The 15,643-nt window shown below is 72.5% G+C and carries 18 protein-coding genes; 12 read left to right on the forward strand and 6 right to left on the reverse strand.

Features of this window, described 5'->3' with window-relative positions:
* The first annotated feature begins 9 nt into the window (after positions 1-9).
* The 4 genes from cobC to AB0M43_RS24345 all read left to right on the forward strand — a co-directional run bounded on the left by cobC (position 10) and on the right by AB0M43_RS24345 (position 4,155).
* Positions 10-1,092, forward strand: a complete 1,083-nt coding sequence (gene cobC / locus AB0M43_RS24330; RefSeq protein WP_363728069.1) for an Rv2231c family pyridoxal phosphate-dependent protein CobC — start codon at positions 10-12, stop codon at positions 1,090-1,092.
* Complete coding sequence (gene cobT / locus AB0M43_RS24335) at positions 1,092-2,129, forward strand: nicotinate-nucleotide--dimethylbenzimidazole phosphoribosyltransferase (RefSeq protein ID WP_363728070.1); 1,038 nt, start codon at positions 1,092-1,094, stop codon at positions 2,127-2,129. The genes cobC and cobT overlap by 1 nt, the downstream gene beginning before the upstream one ends.
* Positions 2,126-3,310 carry a uroporphyrinogen-III C-methyltransferase gene (cobA, locus tag AB0M43_RS24340; protein ID WP_363728071.1) on the forward strand — a complete coding sequence of 395 codons (1,185 nt, stop codon included), beginning with the start codon at positions 2,126-2,128 and terminating at the stop codon, positions 3,308-3,310. Before cobT ends, cobA begins: the two co-directional genes overlap by 4 nt.
* 311 nt (positions 3,311-3,621) lie before the next feature.
* Positions 3,622-4,155, forward strand: a complete 534-nt coding sequence (locus AB0M43_RS24345; protein ID WP_363728072.1) for a hypothetical protein — start codon at positions 3,622-3,624, stop codon at positions 4,153-4,155.
* A 246-nt stretch (positions 4,156-4,401) separates the two neighbouring features.
* On the opposite strand, the gene AB0M43_RS24350 is transcribed toward AB0M43_RS24345, so the two are convergent.
* The gene (locus AB0M43_RS24350; RefSeq protein WP_363728073.1) at positions 4,402-5,076 is read right to left on the reverse strand and encodes a TetR/AcrR family transcriptional regulator; all 675 of its coding nucleotides are present in this window, start codon (positions 5,074-5,076) and stop codon (positions 4,402-4,404) included.
* Positions 5,077-5,262: 186 nt separating this feature from the next.
* Here AB0M43_RS24350 and AB0M43_RS24355 point away from each other — a divergent pair, with 186 nt between their 5' ends.
* Positions 5,263-6,231, forward strand: coding sequence for an NAD(P)-dependent alcohol dehydrogenase (locus tag AB0M43_RS24355; protein ID WP_363728550.1), 969 nt, complete (start codon positions 5,263-5,265; stop codon positions 6,229-6,231).
* A gap of 114 nt (positions 6,232-6,345) precedes the next feature.
* Complete coding sequence (locus tag AB0M43_RS24360; protein ID WP_363728074.1) at positions 6,346-7,041, forward strand: hypothetical protein; 696 nt, start codon at positions 6,346-6,348, stop codon at positions 7,039-7,041.
* 90 nt (positions 7,042-7,131) lie between these two features.
* On the opposite strand, the gene AB0M43_RS24365 is transcribed toward AB0M43_RS24360, so the two are convergent.
* The 5 genes from AB0M43_RS24365 to AB0M43_RS24385 form a co-directional block, all read right to left on the reverse strand.
* Positions 7,132-8,055 carry an aldo/keto reductase gene (locus AB0M43_RS24365; RefSeq protein ID WP_363728075.1) on the reverse strand — a complete coding sequence of 308 codons (924 nt, stop codon included), beginning with the start codon at positions 8,053-8,055 and terminating at the stop codon, positions 7,132-7,134.
* Between the two features lie 138 nt (positions 8,056-8,193).
* Complete coding sequence (locus AB0M43_RS24370) at positions 8,194-9,741, reverse strand: hypothetical protein (protein WP_363728076.1); 1,548 nt, start codon at positions 9,739-9,741, stop codon at positions 8,194-8,196.
* A 24-nt stretch (positions 9,742-9,765) separates the two neighbouring features.
* Positions 9,766-10,254: a hypothetical protein gene (locus AB0M43_RS24375; RefSeq protein ID WP_363728077.1), complete on the reverse strand. Its 489-nt coding sequence runs from the start codon at positions 10,252-10,254 to the stop codon at positions 9,766-9,768.
* 13 nt (positions 10,255-10,267) lie between these two features.
* Positions 10,268-10,528, reverse strand: a complete 261-nt coding sequence (locus AB0M43_RS24380; protein ID WP_363728078.1) for a hypothetical protein — start codon at positions 10,526-10,528, stop codon at positions 10,268-10,270.
* Positions 10,529-10,547: 19 nt separating this feature from the next.
* The gene (locus tag AB0M43_RS24385) at positions 10,548-10,706 is read right to left on the reverse strand and encodes a hypothetical protein (RefSeq protein WP_363728079.1); all 159 of its coding nucleotides are present in this window, start codon (positions 10,704-10,706) and stop codon (positions 10,548-10,550) included.
* 327 nt (positions 10,707-11,033) lie between these two features.
* Between AB0M43_RS24385 and AB0M43_RS24390 the strand changes: the two genes are divergently transcribed.
* From AB0M43_RS24390 to AB0M43_RS24415, 6 genes are all read left to right on the forward strand, one after another.
* On the forward strand, positions 11,034-11,918 hold the full coding sequence (locus AB0M43_RS24390; RefSeq protein ID WP_363728080.1) for a helix-turn-helix transcriptional regulator: 885 nt from the start codon (positions 11,034-11,036) through the stop codon (positions 11,916-11,918).
* 118 nt (positions 11,919-12,036) lie between these two features.
* Entirely contained in the window at positions 12,037-13,023 is a 987-nt protein-coding gene (locus AB0M43_RS24395; RefSeq protein WP_363728081.1) for a helix-turn-helix domain-containing protein, read from the forward strand.
* A gap of 92 nt (positions 13,024-13,115) precedes the next feature.
* Positions 13,116-13,940 carry a helix-turn-helix transcriptional regulator gene (locus AB0M43_RS24400; RefSeq protein WP_363728082.1) on the forward strand — a complete coding sequence of 275 codons (825 nt, stop codon included), beginning with the start codon at positions 13,116-13,118 and terminating at the stop codon, positions 13,938-13,940.
* Between the two features lie 17 nt (positions 13,941-13,957).
* Positions 13,958-14,170, forward strand: coding sequence for a DUF397 domain-containing protein (locus AB0M43_RS24405; protein WP_363728083.1), 213 nt, complete (start codon positions 13,958-13,960; stop codon positions 14,168-14,170).
* A gap of 97 nt (positions 14,171-14,267) precedes the next feature.
* Entirely contained in the window at positions 14,268-14,768 is a 501-nt protein-coding gene (locus tag AB0M43_RS24410; protein WP_363728084.1) for a SigE family RNA polymerase sigma factor, read from the forward strand.
* The gene (locus AB0M43_RS24415; RefSeq protein WP_363728085.1) at positions 14,768-15,640 is read left to right on the forward strand and encodes a hypothetical protein; all 873 of its coding nucleotides are present in this window, start codon (positions 14,768-14,770) and stop codon (positions 15,638-15,640) included. Before AB0M43_RS24410 ends, AB0M43_RS24415 begins: the two co-directional genes overlap by 1 nt.
* Positions 15,641-15,643: the final 3 nt, after the last annotated feature.

Raw genomic sequence — 15,643 nt, forward strand, 5'->3', positions numbered from 1 at the left:
ACTCACGTTATGCTAACCAGCCCGGCCCCACTGCTCATTTCAGTGCAACTCGCGGCCCTGTGTCGGGTACGGCATGATCACCGCATGGATCCACTCCGGCACCACGGCGACGTCGAGCTCCGTCCGGGGCTGGTCGATCTCGCGGTCAACGTGCGCACCGAGCCGCACCCGGAATGGCTGTCCGCCCCCCTTCTGGCCTCGATGTCCGACCTCGCGGCCTATCCGGACCAGACCCGGGCCCGGGCCGCGATCGCCGCCCGGCACGGCAGGGCGCCCGAGGAGGTGCTGTTGACGGCGGGCGCCGCGCAGGCGTTCACCTTGTTGGCACAGGTTCTGACGCCCCGGCGGGCGGTGGTGGTGCATCCGCAGTTCACCGAACCGGAGGCCGCCCTGGCCGCGCACGGGCACGTGGTGGAACGGGTCGTGCTGGCCCCGCCGTTCACCCTGGACCCGGGGCTGGTCCCGGCCGACGCGGACCTGGTGGTCCTCGGCAACCCGACGAACCCGACCTCGGTCCTCCATCCGGCCCCCGCCCTGACGGCCCTCGCCGTCCCGGGGCGCACCCTCGTCGTCGACGAGGCCTTCGCCGACACCATCCCCGGCGAACCGGAATCCCTGGCCGCCACCCGCCTCCCGGGCCTCGTCGTCATCCGCAGCCTCACCAAGACCTGGGGCCTGGCGGGCCTGCGGATCGGCTACCTCCTCGCCGACCCGGCCCTGATCCGCGCCCTGACCGAGGTCCAACCCCTCTGGCCCGTCTCCACCCCCGCCCTGGTCGCGGCCGAGGTCTGCGCGACCGCCCACGCCGCCGAGGAACGGATCGCACACGAGATCGCCGCCGACCGGGCGTACCTGGTCGCCCGGCTCGCCGAGATCCACGGCGTCGAGGTCGTCGGCACCCCGACCAGCTCCTTCGTCCTGGTCCGCACGCCGGGGGCCCTCGCGCTCCGGGAACGCCTGATCGCCCGGGGCTTCGTGGTCCGCCGGGGCGACACGTTCCCGGGTCTGGGTCCCGACTGGCTGCGGATCAGCGTGCGGCACACTGCTGTCACCGACGCGTTCGTCGACGTACTCAAGAACGAGGTGCACTGATGGAGCTGCTCTCCGCCGCGCTGGACCGGATCGGTCCCCCCGACGCCGAGGCCGTCGCCGCCGCCGACGAGCTCCAACTCCGGCTGACCAAGCCCCCGGGCGCGCTCGGCACCCTGGAGCCGTTGGCGTCGCGGCTCGCGGGCCTGGCCGGGGTCTGCCCGCCGCCGCTGCCCGAGCCGGCCGCCCTGGCCGTCTTCGCCGGGGACCACGGCGTGCACGCCCAGGGGGTCACGCCCTGGCCCCAGGAGGTCACCGGCCAGATGGTGGCCAACTTCCTGGCCGGCGGGGCCGTCGTCAACGCGTTCGCCCGGCAGGCCGGGGTGTCCGTCACCGTCGTGGACGTCGGCGTCGTCACCGGGGCCAGCCCGCACAAGGTCCGCGCCGGCACCCGGGACCTGGCCGTCGAGCCGGCCCTGACCCGCGCCGAGGTCGTCGCCGCCCTGGAGGTCGGCATCTCCGTCGCCCGCGCCCTGGTGGCCGACGGCGCGAAGGCGCTGCTCACCGGGGACATGGGCATCGCGAACACCACCCCGGCGGCGGCGCTGATCTCCGCCTTCACCGGGGTCGCGGCCTCCGAGGTCACCGGCCGGGGCACCGGCATCGACGACCGGACCCTCGCGCACAAGACCTGGGTGATCGAGGGCGCGCTGGCCATGCACCGGCCCGACCGCAAGGACGGGATCGACGTCCTCGCCAAGGTCGGCGGCCTGGAGCACGCGGCCATCGCCGGGTTCATCCTGGGCGCGGCGGCCGAACGGGTACCCGTCGTCCTCGACGGCGTGATCGCCGCCTCCGCCGCCCTGGCCGCCGTCGCCCTCGCCCCCGACAGCCGGCACGCCATGGTCGCCGGGCACCGGTCCGCCGAGCCGGGCGCCTCCGTGGCACTGGAGCACCTGGGACTCACCCCGCTCGTCGACCTGGGGCTGCGGCTCGGGGAGGGCACCGGCGCGGTGCTCGCGTACGGGATCGTGGCCAGCGCGGTGCGCGTACTCCACGAGGTGGCGACCTTCGACTCGGCAGGGGTGAGCGAGAAGTGACGGTGTACCCCCTGGGACTCATCCTCACCGGCAAGAACGTGCTCGTCGTGGGCGGCGGACAGGTCGCCCAGCGCCGGGTGCCCGCGCTGCTGGAGGCCGGGGCGGTCGTCACCGTCGTCTCGCCGTCGCTGACCCCGGCCCTGGAGGCGCTGCCCGTCACCTGGGTCCGGCGCGGCTTCGAGGCGTCCGACCTGGACGGACAGTGGTTCGTGCACGTCGCCACCCAGCGCCCGGCCGTGAACGCCGCCGTGTCCGCCGCCGCCGAGGAACGCCGGATCTTCTGCGTCCGCGCCGACGACCGCACCCAGGCCACGGCGTGGACCCCGGCCGTCACCCGGCACGGCCCCGTCACCGTGGGCGTGCTCAGCGGCGGCGACCCGCGCCGTTCGATGGCGCTGCGGGACAGCATCCACGCCGGCCTGGAGGCGGGCACCCTGGAACCGGGCGCGCACGGCGACAAGCCCCGGGGCGTGGCCCTGGTCGGCGCGGGCCCCGGCGACCCGGAACTCATCACCGTCAAGGGCCGCCGCCTGCTCGCCGAGGCCGACGTGGTGGTGGCCGACCGGCTCGCGTCCGGGCTGTTCCTGGAGGGGCTGCGGCCCGAGGTCGAGCTGATCGACGCGGCGAAGGTGCCGTACGGCCGGCAGCTCAAGCAGGAGGCCATCAACGAGATCCTGGTCGACCGGGCGCTCGCCGGGAAGTTCGTGGTCCGGCTCAAGGGCGGGGACCCGTACATCTTCGGGCGGGGCGGCGAGGAGCTGCTCGCGTGCGTGGAGGCGGGCGTGCCCGTGACCGTGGTACCGGGCGTGACCAGCGCGATCTCGGTACCGGCGCTGGCCGGCATCCCGGTCACCCACCGGGGCGTGACGCACGAGTTCACCGTCGTGTCCGGGCACATCCCGCCGAAGCACCCCGACTCGCTGGTCGACTGGGCGGCGCTCGCCCGGATGCGCGGCACCCTCGTCCTGCTCATGGCCGTGGAGAACCTGGCGGCCATCGCGGCCGAGCTCATCGCGCACGGCCGCGACCCGCACACCCCGGCGGCCGTGATCCAGGAGGGCACGACGGTCCGGGAGCAGGTCTTCCGGGGGACGCTGGAGGCGGCGTCCACTCTGGGCGCGCAGCCCCCGGCGATCGTGGTGGTCGGCGAGGTCGTCGACGTGCTCAGGTCAACTTCATAAGAGGGTTACGGTGGGCGGTGACCGGCCGTGAAGGCTGGAACCCACCGTGCCGCCCGGGGTCCCGGACACCCGGAAGCCCGTGCCCAGCGGGTGCGGCCCGGGGCCGGGACCTGACGTTGCGGCTCGACACCCGGGGCCGGGACCTGACGTTGCCAGCCGGCGGTGCGGCATCGCCCGGGGCCGGGACCTGACGTCGCGCGTCACCGCCCCAGCCGGGCCCTGACGTTGCCAGCCGATCCGGCGGAAACCGTTCACCGGAAAGCCCCGTTACGCGGTGGGCGGTGTCCGTTTTCCCGGGCTATGGTGCGGGCATGGCGATCAGCGACCGGGGCGGCCGGCGGCGGGTGCCCGGCCGGGGCGACGTGCTGGTCACGCCCGCCGACCCGTCGATGCCCCGCCAGGTGGCGGTCCCGATGGGCGCCCCGGCCCGCCTGTTCCTCTACGCCGCGGGCGCGGTCATCTCCCTGATCGGCCCGTCCCTGCTGGTCGCGGCGTTCGTCGCGGACCTCACGACGGGCGAACGCTGGCCCCTGGCCGGCGGCGGCGTCCTGGCGATCCTGATCGGCGTGCCGTGCACGGCTCTGATGTGGAGGCACATGCGCCGCGCGCACCGCGACTCCCTCCGGCTCGCCGCCGCAGGGGTCGACGCGGTCGCCGAGATCATCATGTTCTCGCCGGCCGCCATCGGGGACGAGGACGGCGTCGAGCTGGTCCTGTGGGTCAGCGGCCCCGGGTTCGCCTTCGAGGCGTTGTCGCTGTGCCGGGAACATCCGTCCCTGGTGGCCGGCGCGCGCCTGAACGCGATCGTCGACCCGTCCGACCACCTGTTCGCGATCGTCGGCTGACGGCCTGCTCCCGAGCCTGTGGGCGCGCCCGGCGGGTGTGCCGCCCGGGGCGGGGACCTGACGTTGCCAGCGGGGCCGTGCGACGGCCGGAACGAAGCATGCGGAGGCGTGCCGTGCGACGGCCCTGCGCGAGGTTTGCGCAGCCGTGCCGTGCGACGGCCCGGAACGAAGCACGTAGAGGCGGGCTGTGCGGCGGCCCTGAGCGGGGTATGCGCAGGCGTGCCGTGCGACGGCCTCTGAGCGTCGCTAAGTGGACGTTCTCAGGGGTTCCAGGGCCGCGAGGACGAGGTCCAGGCCGAACAGGAACTCCTCCGCCGGGTCGTACCCGGAGGCGAGGAGCACCGCGGCGGACTCGTTGAGGTAGGGGAACTCGTCGGGGGGAAGCTGGGGCAGGAAGACGTCCTCGGCCATGTCCGCGAACTCGTCGGCGGTGTCGAACGGCAGGCTGGTCTCCTGGAGGGCGAACCCGTAGAGGTAGACGTCGAGCAACCAGTTGGCGTGCGTCGCCATCAGGACCGTGAAGCCGGCCTTGCGCAGGCAGGCGGTGACCGCCTCGCGGTGGCGGAGGTGCGCCGGCCCCGGCGAGGTCCGCGACTCCATGAAGCCGATCGCCCACGGGTGCCGGGCGAGGACCTGCCGGGCGGAGACCGTCCGCTGGCGCATCGCCGACTGCCAGTCGGTCCCCTCGGGCGGGAGTTCGATCTCTGCGAACACGACGTCGATCATGGCGTCCAGCAGCTCTTCCTTGTTCGCCACGTAGTGGTAGAGCGACATCGCGCCCGCGTCGAGCGCGCCCGCCAGCCGGCGCATGCTCAGCCCGGTGACCCCCTCGCGGTCGGCGAGCCGGATCGCCTCGGCCACCACCCGCTCCTTGCTCAGCCCCGCGTCCGACGCGACCTGGCGTTGCTTCCTCGCTGACACGCGTCTCCCGGTTCCCTCGAACGGCTTGACGATCGTACAGCGTACGTTCATAGTACAGCGTACGACGTACAGTGTACGAGTGAGTGGAAGTCGCGGCTCGGAGACGGGGAGAATTCTGTGGGAACCGAACAGCGATCGAATGCCGGAGCGCGCCGGGTGCCGGGCGCGGGTCCGGACGGGGCGACGATGCGGGCCGCCGTCCAGCACCGCTACGGCCCGCCCTCGGTGCTCACGTCCGCCGAGGTCGGGGTGCCGGTGCCCGGTCGGGGCGAGGTGCTCGTCCGGGTGGGCGCGGCCTCGGTGCATCCCGGGGACTACTTCGTCATGACCGGTGAGCCGTACGTGCTGCGCCTCGTGTTCGGGCTCCGCCGGCCGCGCCACGGCATCCCCGGCATGGACCTGGCCGGGGTGGTGGCGGCGGTCGGGAAGGACGTCACCGCCCTCCGCCCCGGGGAGAAGGTGTTCGGCTGGAGCACCACGGGAGCGCTCGCGGAGTACGCCCGCGTGCCGGCGGACCACCTCGTGCCCGTACCCGCCAATCTGTCGCTCGGGGAAGTGGCGGCGGTCCCCACGTCGGCCATGACGGCGTTGCAGGCGGTGCGCCGGATCGCCGACGTCCAACCGGGCCAGACGGTGCTGGTCACGGGCGCGTCGGGCGGCGTGGGCTCCTTCGCCGTGCAGATCGCCAAGGCTTTCGGCGCCGAGGTGACGGGTGTGTGCGGCACCCGCAACGTCGAGCTGGTCCGCTCCCTCGGTGCCGACCACGTCGTCGACTACACGAGGGCCGACTTCACCCGCGCCGGGAAGCGCTACGACGTCATCCTCGACAACGTGGAGGCCCAGCCGCTGGCGGCCGTCCGCCGGGCGCTGACGCCCACCGGCATCCTCATCCCCAACAGCGGACGCGGCGGTCGCTGGCTCGGCCCCCTCCCCCGGGTCGTCACGGCGCGCGTGCGGTCCGGATTCACCCGCCAGCGGCTGCGGCCCTTCACGTCGACCGGGAAGCGCCAGGACCTGCTCACCCTGGCCGACCTGCTCGCGACCGGGCAGGTCACGCCCGTGATCGACCGCACCTATCCCCTCGACGAAGCGGCCGAAGCCCTCCGTTACATCGGGGCCGGCCACACCCGGGGGAAGGTCGTCGTCACCCCCTGACGATCCGGGGCCCCGGGGCAGCACCCGACCGGCCGCCACTTCGGGGGGGCGAACCGCTCCTCTCGAAAAAGAACACCACCCGCCGGTCCTCCGACCGCGACCAAGGAGCAAGAGATGAGTACACCGAAGGACACCACCACCACGCCAGCCCCCGGTTGGTCCGCCCGGGGCCGGCTCGTCGGTGCCGCGGCGATCGCGTTCGCGGTGCTGGTACTGACCGAGAACGTGTTGTTCGCGGCAACGGGCGCGCCGGCCTACAACTCGCCGATCAAGGACGTGCTGGCCTACTACGCGGCCAACCGCGACGCGGTAGCGATCGTGTCCGGCCTGGTGGCGCTGTACCTGCCGGTGCTGCTCGTGTTCGTGACGGGCCTGCACGGCCTCGTGGGGCGGCGCGGCGGAGCGGGCGCCGACTGGTCCCGCCTCGCCCTGGTCGCCGGCGCGGCGCTGTCGGCCGGCTTCGTGCTCGTCAACGTCCTGCAGATCGGGCTCGTGCTCTCCGCCGACGGGCTCGCCGAGCCGTCGCCCGCGTTCGGGCTCGTCTGGCAGATGCACGCGGCGGCGTTCGCGCTGGTGCTGCCGATGCTCGGCGCCACCTGCCTCGGCTCGGTCCTCGCCGCGCACGCGAGCGGGCTGACGCCGGCCTGGCAGCGCGTGCTGGGCATGGTGGGCGGGGGCCTGCTGCTCGCCGCCGGGCTGGGCAACCTCGCGATCGCCGACGGCTCGCCGCTGATCTTCGTCGGGCTCCTGGGGTTCGTCGCCTGGCTCGTCTGGCTGGTCACGACCGGCGTGCGCCTCCTCCGGTCGTGACCCCGCCACAGGGGACGCCGTCGTGGCGTCTCCGCCCGCAGGACCGGGCCGGCCCGACGGTGCCGCCCGGTGCCGATGGCCGTGGTCGGGTCACCAGTCGCGGGACCGGGCCAGCCGCTGGTGGGCCCGCTCCAGGGTGGCCAGGTCGTCGGCGGTGAGCCGGAGCGCCCCGGCGGCGACGTTCTCCGCGAGGTGCTCCGGGTCGCCGGTGCCGGGGATGGCCAGGACGTGCGCGCCCCGGCTGAGGGTCCACGCGATCCGCACCTGCGCGGCGCTGGCCCCGTGCGTCCGGGCCACGGCCAGCACCTCGGGGCTGTCGGACCCGCTGGCCCCGGCGGTCCGTCCGGCGCCGGCGATGGCGTAGAAGGGCACGTACGCGATGCCCTGTTCGCCGCAGAGCCGGAGGAGGTCGTCCTGTTCGGGGGGCGAGCCGATGCCGTACGCGTTCTGGACGCAGACGACGGGGGCGATGGCCCGGGCCTCGGCGAGGTGCGCGGGCCGGACGTTGGACAGCCCGAGGTGCCGGATGAGGCCGGCGGCGCGCAGGTCGGCCAGGGCGCCGAACCGGTCGGCGATGGAGTCGGTGCCGACGATCCGCAGGTTGACGACGTCGAGGTGGTCGCGCCCGAGCTGGCGCAGGTTCTCCTCGACCTGGCCGCGCAGCAGTGCGGGGGTGGCGTGCGGCAGCCACGCGCCGGACGGGTCCCGGCCGGGCCCGACCTTGGTGGTGACGACGAGGTCGGCGGGGTACGGGGCGAGCGCCCGGTTGATGAGTTCGTTGGCGGACCGGAGCGGGGAGAAGTAGAAGGCGGCCGTGTCGAGGTGGTTGACGCCGAGGTCGAGGGCGCGGCGGAGCACGGAGACGGCCCGGTCGCGGTCGCTGGGGACGGCGTGTTCGATGAGGGCTTCGCCGTGCTGGGTGAGGCGCATGGTGCCGAAGCCGATCCGGTGCACGGGGAGGTCGCCGAGTGTCCAGGTACCCGAAGTGGCGGCTGTGATCGTGTCTGTGGTCATGCCGGAATGGTCACCGCGCGCCCGCCCGGTGCGCCACTGATTCAGGCATGACCGAATCCATCAGGGTAGACGGGCGGCCCGGACGACAACGGAGCCGGGCGCGCCCCGAAGGACACGCCCGGCTCCGCCGTCCGGTGTTCAGCCGATGTTGGTCGCGATCGTCAGGTCGCCGCTCCACACCCCGGTGTTCTTGTTCATCCAGTTGAGGCGCAGCGTGCCGTCGGTGCGCTTGGACACCACGTTCAGGTTCCCGTCACCGCCCACGGTCAGGACGGGGTCCCCGGCGAGCGAGGAGGCGATGGCCCCGTCGCCGCTCCACACGGCGTTGGTCTTGTTCTGCCAGTTGAGCTTCAGCGCGCCGTCGGTGCGCCGGGTGAGGACCACGGTGTTGCCGTCGGCGCCGACCGCCGCCGCCGGGGTGCCGGCGGTGGTGGAGGCGAGGCTGATCGTGCTGCTCCACACGCCGTTGGTCTTGTTCATCCACAGGTACCGCAGCGCGCCGTCCGTGCCCTGGAAGAACACCTGGGTGTTGCCGTCCGAGGCGGTGACGATGGCCGGGTCGCTGGCCGCGTTGGCCGAGATCGTGAGGTCGGCGCTCCACACGCCGCTGGTCTTGTCCTGCCAGTTGAGCTTCACGGCGCCGTCGGTGCGCCGGGTGAACACCACGGTGTTGCCGTCGGCGCCCCGGTGGATCCTCGGGGTGCCGGTGACCGAGGTGGCGAGGCTGATCGTGCTGCTCCACACACCGTTGGTCTTGTTCATCCACAGGTAGCGCAGCGCGTTGTCGGTGCCCCGGAAGAACGCCTGGAGGTTGCCGTCGGAGGCCACGGCCAGCCGGGCGTCACCGCCGACCCCGGTCGCGATCGTCAGGTCCCCGCTCCACACCCCGGTGTTCTTGTCCTGCCAGTTGAGCCGCAGCGAGTTGTCGGTGCGCCGGGACAGCACCAGGCTGTTGCCGTCCGTGCCGACGACGGCGGACGGGGCGCCGGCGAGGTTGGCGGCGAGGTTGACGGTGCCGCTCCACACGCCGGTGTTCTTGTTCATCCACAGGTACCGCAGGTTGCCGTCGGAGCCCCGGGCGAACGCCTGGGTGTTGCCGTCCGTGGCGGTGATGACCGACGGCGAGGACTCCGAGGAGGTCTCGCCCCCGTCGACGATCTTGTCGTACCGGCGGGCCACGTAGTTGCCGTTGGGGTGCCCGTCGAGCTGGCCGGCGTTGATGGAGACGTGGTTGACCTTCTGCACGGGGCTGGAGCCGAAGCTGTAGTAGGAGAAGTAGGTGTGGTCGGCTTCCCAGGCGTTGAATATGAAGACGTGGTTGGCGGCGTCGTTGAGGATGTCGCCGGGCTTGAGGTCGGCGCGGGGGATCTCGTAGGAGATGGCGGACAGGTTGCCGGTCCAGTGGTGTGAGCCGGTGTGCCAGGCCATGTCGACGTATCCGGAGCAGTCGCGGCGGTAGTTGCGGTCGCCGGTCGGGCCGGGGGAGAACTCCGACTGGCTGTAGGGGCCGGGTTGGTGGTCGACCCAGTACTGGGCGCGTTCGATGACCTCGGCGCGGGTGATGTACCCGTCGATGCTGGAGGTGAACGCGGCCTGCGCGGGGGCGGAGCCGACGATCAGGGAGCCGGTGGCCACGGCCGTGACGGCGAGCGTGCTCAGGGCACGGCGGAGCAGGGTGGTGTTCAAGGGGTGTCCTTCGGGGAGAGGGATTCAGGAGGTGCAGCCGGCGAGGTTCGCCGCGAGGTGGTCGGGGACGTAGCCGGCGCAGAAGCCGGAGGACCCGAGGTTGAGGGGGCGCCACGTGGTGCTGGCGGCGTCGTAGCCGAAGACGATCCGGGAGGGCTGGTGCTGTCCGTCGGGGACGGTCGAGGCGACCGCGAACCGTTCGTGGCAGGAGACCTGGTGCAGGGCGGCGGGGTGCGCGGCCCGGGTGTCGACGTCACTGCCGGGGGCGCGCAACGCCGCCAGCAGCGTCTCCGCCGTGGCCGGACAGCCGGTGGTCGGCGCGCCCGGCGGGGCGGTGGTCGGCCTGGTGGTCGCGCCGGCCGTGGGGGGTGTGACCGTGCCGGTGGGGGAGGCGGCGGCGGAGGCCGCTGGGGTGGTGGTGTGCGGCTGGGCGGTCCGGGGCTGGTCCGAGGTGCCGCAGCCGGTCAGGGTGAACACGACTGCGGCGCCGGCCAGGAGGGCGAGGGTCCTCACGGTGTGGGCTCCTTCAGGGGGCTAGGCGGTGGTTTCTGAGGGCCGGGTCGGTGGCGATGGCCCGTTCGCAGAACTGTCGGGCCGTGGTCCGGGCCTGCGATGCGGTGTCGGCGAGTAGGAACACGGCGAGTTCGTACCGGTCCGGGCCGCCGAGGGTCCGCAGGTGCTCTATCCGGTCGGCGGGTTCGGCGCTGGCCCGGAGGATCTCCGTGATCCGTTCCGGATCGACTCCCCTGACTTCGGAGTCGAGCAGGGTGAGGGTGATCAGGTGCATGGCGGTTTCCTGTCCGGGACTAGCCCCACGAGGCGCCGTCACTGTCGGTGGAGACCGTCGGGGCCGGGCTGGAGGTGGTCGTCGGCACCGGCGTCGCGGCCTGTGCGGTGGTGCTGATGCCGGCGCCGAGGGCACCGGAGAAGGCGAGGACGACGAAGAGCGCGACGATCCGAGACATGACAGACTCCACCCGTGTACGTATTGATTGGCTTTTGGAAGTTTCGCTCCGATGTGGTGCGTTCTTCCGATGTGGTGAACTCTGCCAGCCGCCCCGGCCCTGGTCACTACCTGCGGCCTGGCACCAACGTGCGTGGCAGTTTGGTGCCAGGAAATGATTTGGCCGGTTAGCCCTTGCTCCTGGCGATTCGGTTGCCCAGACTAGGTGCCAATTTCGGTAATAGTCGCGGGGGCGAAAATGCTGGAGATGCTGGGCCTGACGGGCCAGAAAGAAAAGGTTTACCGGGCCATGCTGTCCCATTCTGACTGGGGCATATCCGATCTATCCGTGAATATCGGCCTCACGGAGAGCCAGGTTCGTGCCGCGCTGGACGAACTCGCCGACCTCGCGCTGGTGCGCCCGGCGGCCCAGGGCGCCGGCGGTCTCCGCGCGGTCAGTCCGGCGGTGGGCCTCGCCGCCCTCCTCGCCACCGCCGAGGCCGAGGTCGCCGGCCGCGCCCGCCAGATCGAGGCGACCCGGGCGGCCATCGCCGCGATCACCGCCGAACACGAGACCGGGCGCACCCACGAGGGCTCCACCCGGCTGGAGGGCCTCGACGCCGTCCGGGGTCGGCTGGAGGAGCTGGCGGCCACGGTGTGCACCGAGATCGTCTCGCTCAATCCGGGCGGGGCGCACCGGCCCGACGCGCGCCAGGCCAGCGGGCCGCTCAACGAACAGGCCCTGAAGCGGGGCGTCGCGATCCGTGCCGTGTGCCGGGACAGCTTCCGCAACGACGCCGACACCCTCGCGCACGCCCGCTGGCTCACCAGCCTCGGCGGACAGATGCGCACCGTCGCCGTCGTGGCGATGCCCCTGGTCGTCTTCGACCGCCAGACGGCCATTCTGCCGCTGGACCCGGAGGACTCCCGGGCCGGCGCGATCGAGGTCACCACGCCCGGCGTCCTGGCGGCGACCTGCGCCCTGTTCGAGCAGTCGTGGGCCTCGGGGACCCCGTTCGGGCAGCCCCCGGTCGCCGACGAGAACGGCTGCACGCCGAACGAACGCGCCCTCCTGGAGATCATCGCCGAAGGGCACACCGACGAGGCCGCCGCCCGCAGGCTCGGCCTGTCCCTGCGCACGATCCGCCGGATGATGGCCGACCTGATGGAGCGCCTCGACGCGGCCAGCCGGTTCCAGGCGGGGGTGAAGGCGACCCGCCGGGGCTGGCTGTAGTCGCGTCCTGACGAACAGGCCGACAATGTTCTCGACCGGGCCGCACGCGTCGGGCCGGACCAGCCGGTGCGCGCGCCCGCCGCCCGGGAGAGAGCTGAAACCGACAAGGGGGGTACCGGTGGCGGAGGTCGCCTTCTCGGCCACCGATCTGGCGCAGATGCGGTTCGCCGTGTCCCCGATGTGGGAGGTCGTCTCCAGTTACCGCCTCCTGCTCGCCGACACCCCGCACCCCGTGCACCACCGCTGGGCGGCCCAGGTCCGCCCCCGCGTCGCCGCCGCCGGTCTCGACCACGCCTGGCTCGCCGAGCTGGTCCCGCGGACCGGCGGCTACCGCCCCGACTTCCTCAACCCCGCGCCGGCCGGCCCGACCCCCACCCTGCGCGAGGAGCTGACCGCGATCCTGGCCGTCCCGCCCGACCGGATCCGCCAGGACCTCGACCACCTCCGCCACCACCAGGGCACCCGGGGCCCCCGGCTCCGCAACCTGCACGCGGACCCGACCCGCCTGACCCGGGTCGCCGAGGAGATCGAAACCTACTGGGACCTGGCCCTCGCCCCCTACTGGGCCCGGATCCGGGCGCTCCTCGACGCCGACATCTTCCACCGGGCCCGCCAGCTCGCCGAGCACGGCGCGGCCCGGCTCTTCGACGACCTGCACCCGTCCCTGACCTGGGACGACCAGACCCTTCGACTGGTACGCGGCGAGCGCACCCTGTTCCGCAAGTCCGCCGGCCCGGGGCTGCTGCTGGTGCCCTCGGCGTTCACCGGCCCCGGCGTGCACACCCGGGTCCGGCTCCCGGAGGCGCCGCAGCTCGCGTACCCGGCGCGCGCCCTCGGCACCCTGTGGGAAACCCGTCCTGTCACGGGCACCGCCGCCCTGTCGGTGGTCCTCGGCCGCTCCCGCACCCTGCTCCTCGCCGAGCTGGACACCCCGGCGTCCACCACGGAACTGGCCCGCCGCACGGGGCTCTCCCCGGCCGGGGTGTCCCAGAACCTGACGGCCCTGCGCGGCGCCGGCCTGGTCAGCGCCCACCGCGCGGGCCGCTCGGTCCTCTACGCCCGCACGGCCGCGGCCGAATCCCTCCTGGCCGCCGCGTCCCCGTAGCCGTTCACCGCACCTTGTCGGGTGGGGGTGCAAAAGTGCATGTGCGTTTCGGTACTCCCGGGGAGGTCCGTCCACGGCGGACAATTGCGGTCATGGTCAGCGATGGGCGCAGCACGCCGTATCCGCTCCGTAGCCGGCTCGCCCGGCACCTGCGGCTGCTCCGAGAAGAGTCGGACTTGACGATCAAGGCGGTGGGCCGTCGGGTGGGTTGGTCGGACTCGAAGATGAGCCGTATCGAAACCGGCCTGACCGGCATCACACCCTGGGACGCGGAACGACTCCTCGACGTCTACCGGGTCACGGGCCACAAGCGGGAGTGGATGCTTGGGTTGATCCGGGGCAGCCGGCGCGACGTCCTAAGCGCATACGTGCATTTCGAGGCGGAGTCGGCCTCGGTGCTCGGCTACGAGTCGATGCTGTTTCCGGGGATTCTCCAACTTCCCGAATACACCAGGGCACTGATCCGCTCGGCCGAGCCGACAGCGTCGCCCGAGCGGATCAACATGTTGATCACACGACGAATCGCCCGACAGGCATTGCTCACCAGTGACGACGGCCCGTCCTTCCACCTGGTCGTGGACGAATCAGTGCTGCATCGCCCAATCGGCAGCGAGCAAACCTTGAAGTCGCAGCTCAGAAGATTGCTGGACCTTGCGGAACTGCCCAGCGTCACACTGCGGGTGTTTCCCTTCGACGCTGCTGACCATCCAGCGTTGGAAGGTGCGTTCACGGTGCTGCGGTTTCGCGACGAACTCGATCCCGGCATCGTCGCGCTGGAACATCGTATGACGACGTTCTACCTGGACGATTCCGCCGATGTGGAGACCTACATCGACGTGTTCCGACGACTCAACGAGCTGGCTCTCGACCCTCAGGACACGGTTAAACTCGTGTCGCGGCTGGCCTCCGGCCGTTGAGAGTGAGAGGACGTGCGATGGACTTCGATGGGGCACGGTTTGTCAAGGCGCGTCGTAGCGGGGGCAACGAGGGCAACTGTGTGGAGTGCACCTTCGACTTCGTACCCGTCGGAGTGGTTGGTGTTCGTGACAGCAAGGACCAGGCTGGTCCGGTGCTGGCGTTCCCGACCGCCGACTGGTCGGCCTTCGTGACCGCCACGCGTGCCGAGCACCTGTCACCAGCACGCTGACCCCACGTGCCCAGGCCGTGACGCAAAGTTCCCGCCGAACCCAGGCGTCCCCGGCAGGGTGCCACCTCGTCTCCCTCCCCGACAGGGAGGTGACAGCTTGAGGAAGCACGACGCGGAGTTCGCCGAGTTCGTCGGCGCGCGCGGCCACCGGTTGCAGCAGACGGCGTTCCTGCTCTGCGGCGACTGGCACCGTGCCGAGGACCTGGTGCAGACGGCCTTGATCAAGGTGTACCGCGCCTGGCCCCGGATCGGCGAGGGCTCGCCGGAGGCGTACGCGAGGAAGGTACTGGCCCGCACGGTCATCGACGCGTCCCGGCGGTTCTGGCGACGCGAACGCACCGTCACCGAGATCCCGGACATCGCCGGGCCCGAGCACGGCACCGACGCGGCGCTCGACATGCGCCGGGCCATCGCCGCGCTGCCCAGCCGGCAACGCGCCGTCGTGGTGCTCCGCTACTGGGAGGACCTGCCGGTCGCGGAGGTCGCCGAGGTCCTCGGCTGTAGCGAGAGCACCGTGAAGAGCCAGTCAGCGAAGGGGCTGGCCGTGCTGCGTCAGCTGGTCACCGAGGAGCACGGCATGCTGGAGGGACACCGATGATGGACGACGGCGAAGAGACCGCCCGGTACGCGCTGAGCACCGCGCTCGGCTCGGAACCCCCGCGCGGACTGGACGCGGCGGCACTGATCCGCCGGGCCCGCAAGCGCACCCTCGTGACCCGGGGGAGCGCGGTCGGCGGGGTCGCCCTCGGGGCGGTCGCGGCCACAACGCTGCTGCTCGGCACGGTCGGCGGCCCGGGCGGCGCGCCCAGCCTGGCCGGCGCGCCCGGCACCGGCACCCCGGCACCGAGCCCCTCGGTGCCGGTGGATCCTTGTGCGATGGCGGTGGTGCCGGCGAGCCTGTTCCCCACCCCGATATCGCCCGGTGTGCAGCAAGAGCCACCATCCCCGGGCGCGCACTCGGCGGCGCTCACCGCGGTCCTGCACAGCGGGCGGGCCAGTTTCGTACCGGCCGGGGTCGTGCTGTGCCCCACCAGTCTGAACTCCAAGGACGACCCGCTGCTGACCCGGGAGTTCTCCGGCACCTCGGACAACAACCCGCCGCCGGGCTACACCGCGCAGGGCAACATCCCCGGCGGGGGGAGCCCGCTCCAGGGTGCGTACATCATCATGATCTCGAAGTCCGGGCGGGACGGCACCTGCGCGTCGCTGTCGAAGCTCGGGGAGACGTACTGCCACGAGAGCACGCTGGGGGACGGCACGAAGGTGGCCACGCAGCGGACCCTCAGCACCAAGCCGAACTCCGGGCAGTCGACTGTGGAGATCCGGGCCTGGGCGAAGCGCGCCGACGGCGGGTACGTCGAGGCCGCCGCCTGGCGGACCGTGCCCGTGGCCGAGGGGGAACAGGCCCAGCCCGCGCTGACCGAGGCCTCCCTGCTCACCCTGGTGACCCTGCCCGGCCTGAGCTACTGAGCA

The sequence above is a fragment of the Longispora sp. NPDC051575 genome, from assembly GCF_040681875.1.
GTDB lineage: Bacteria > Actinomycetota > Actinomycetes > Mycobacteriales > Micromonosporaceae > Longispora.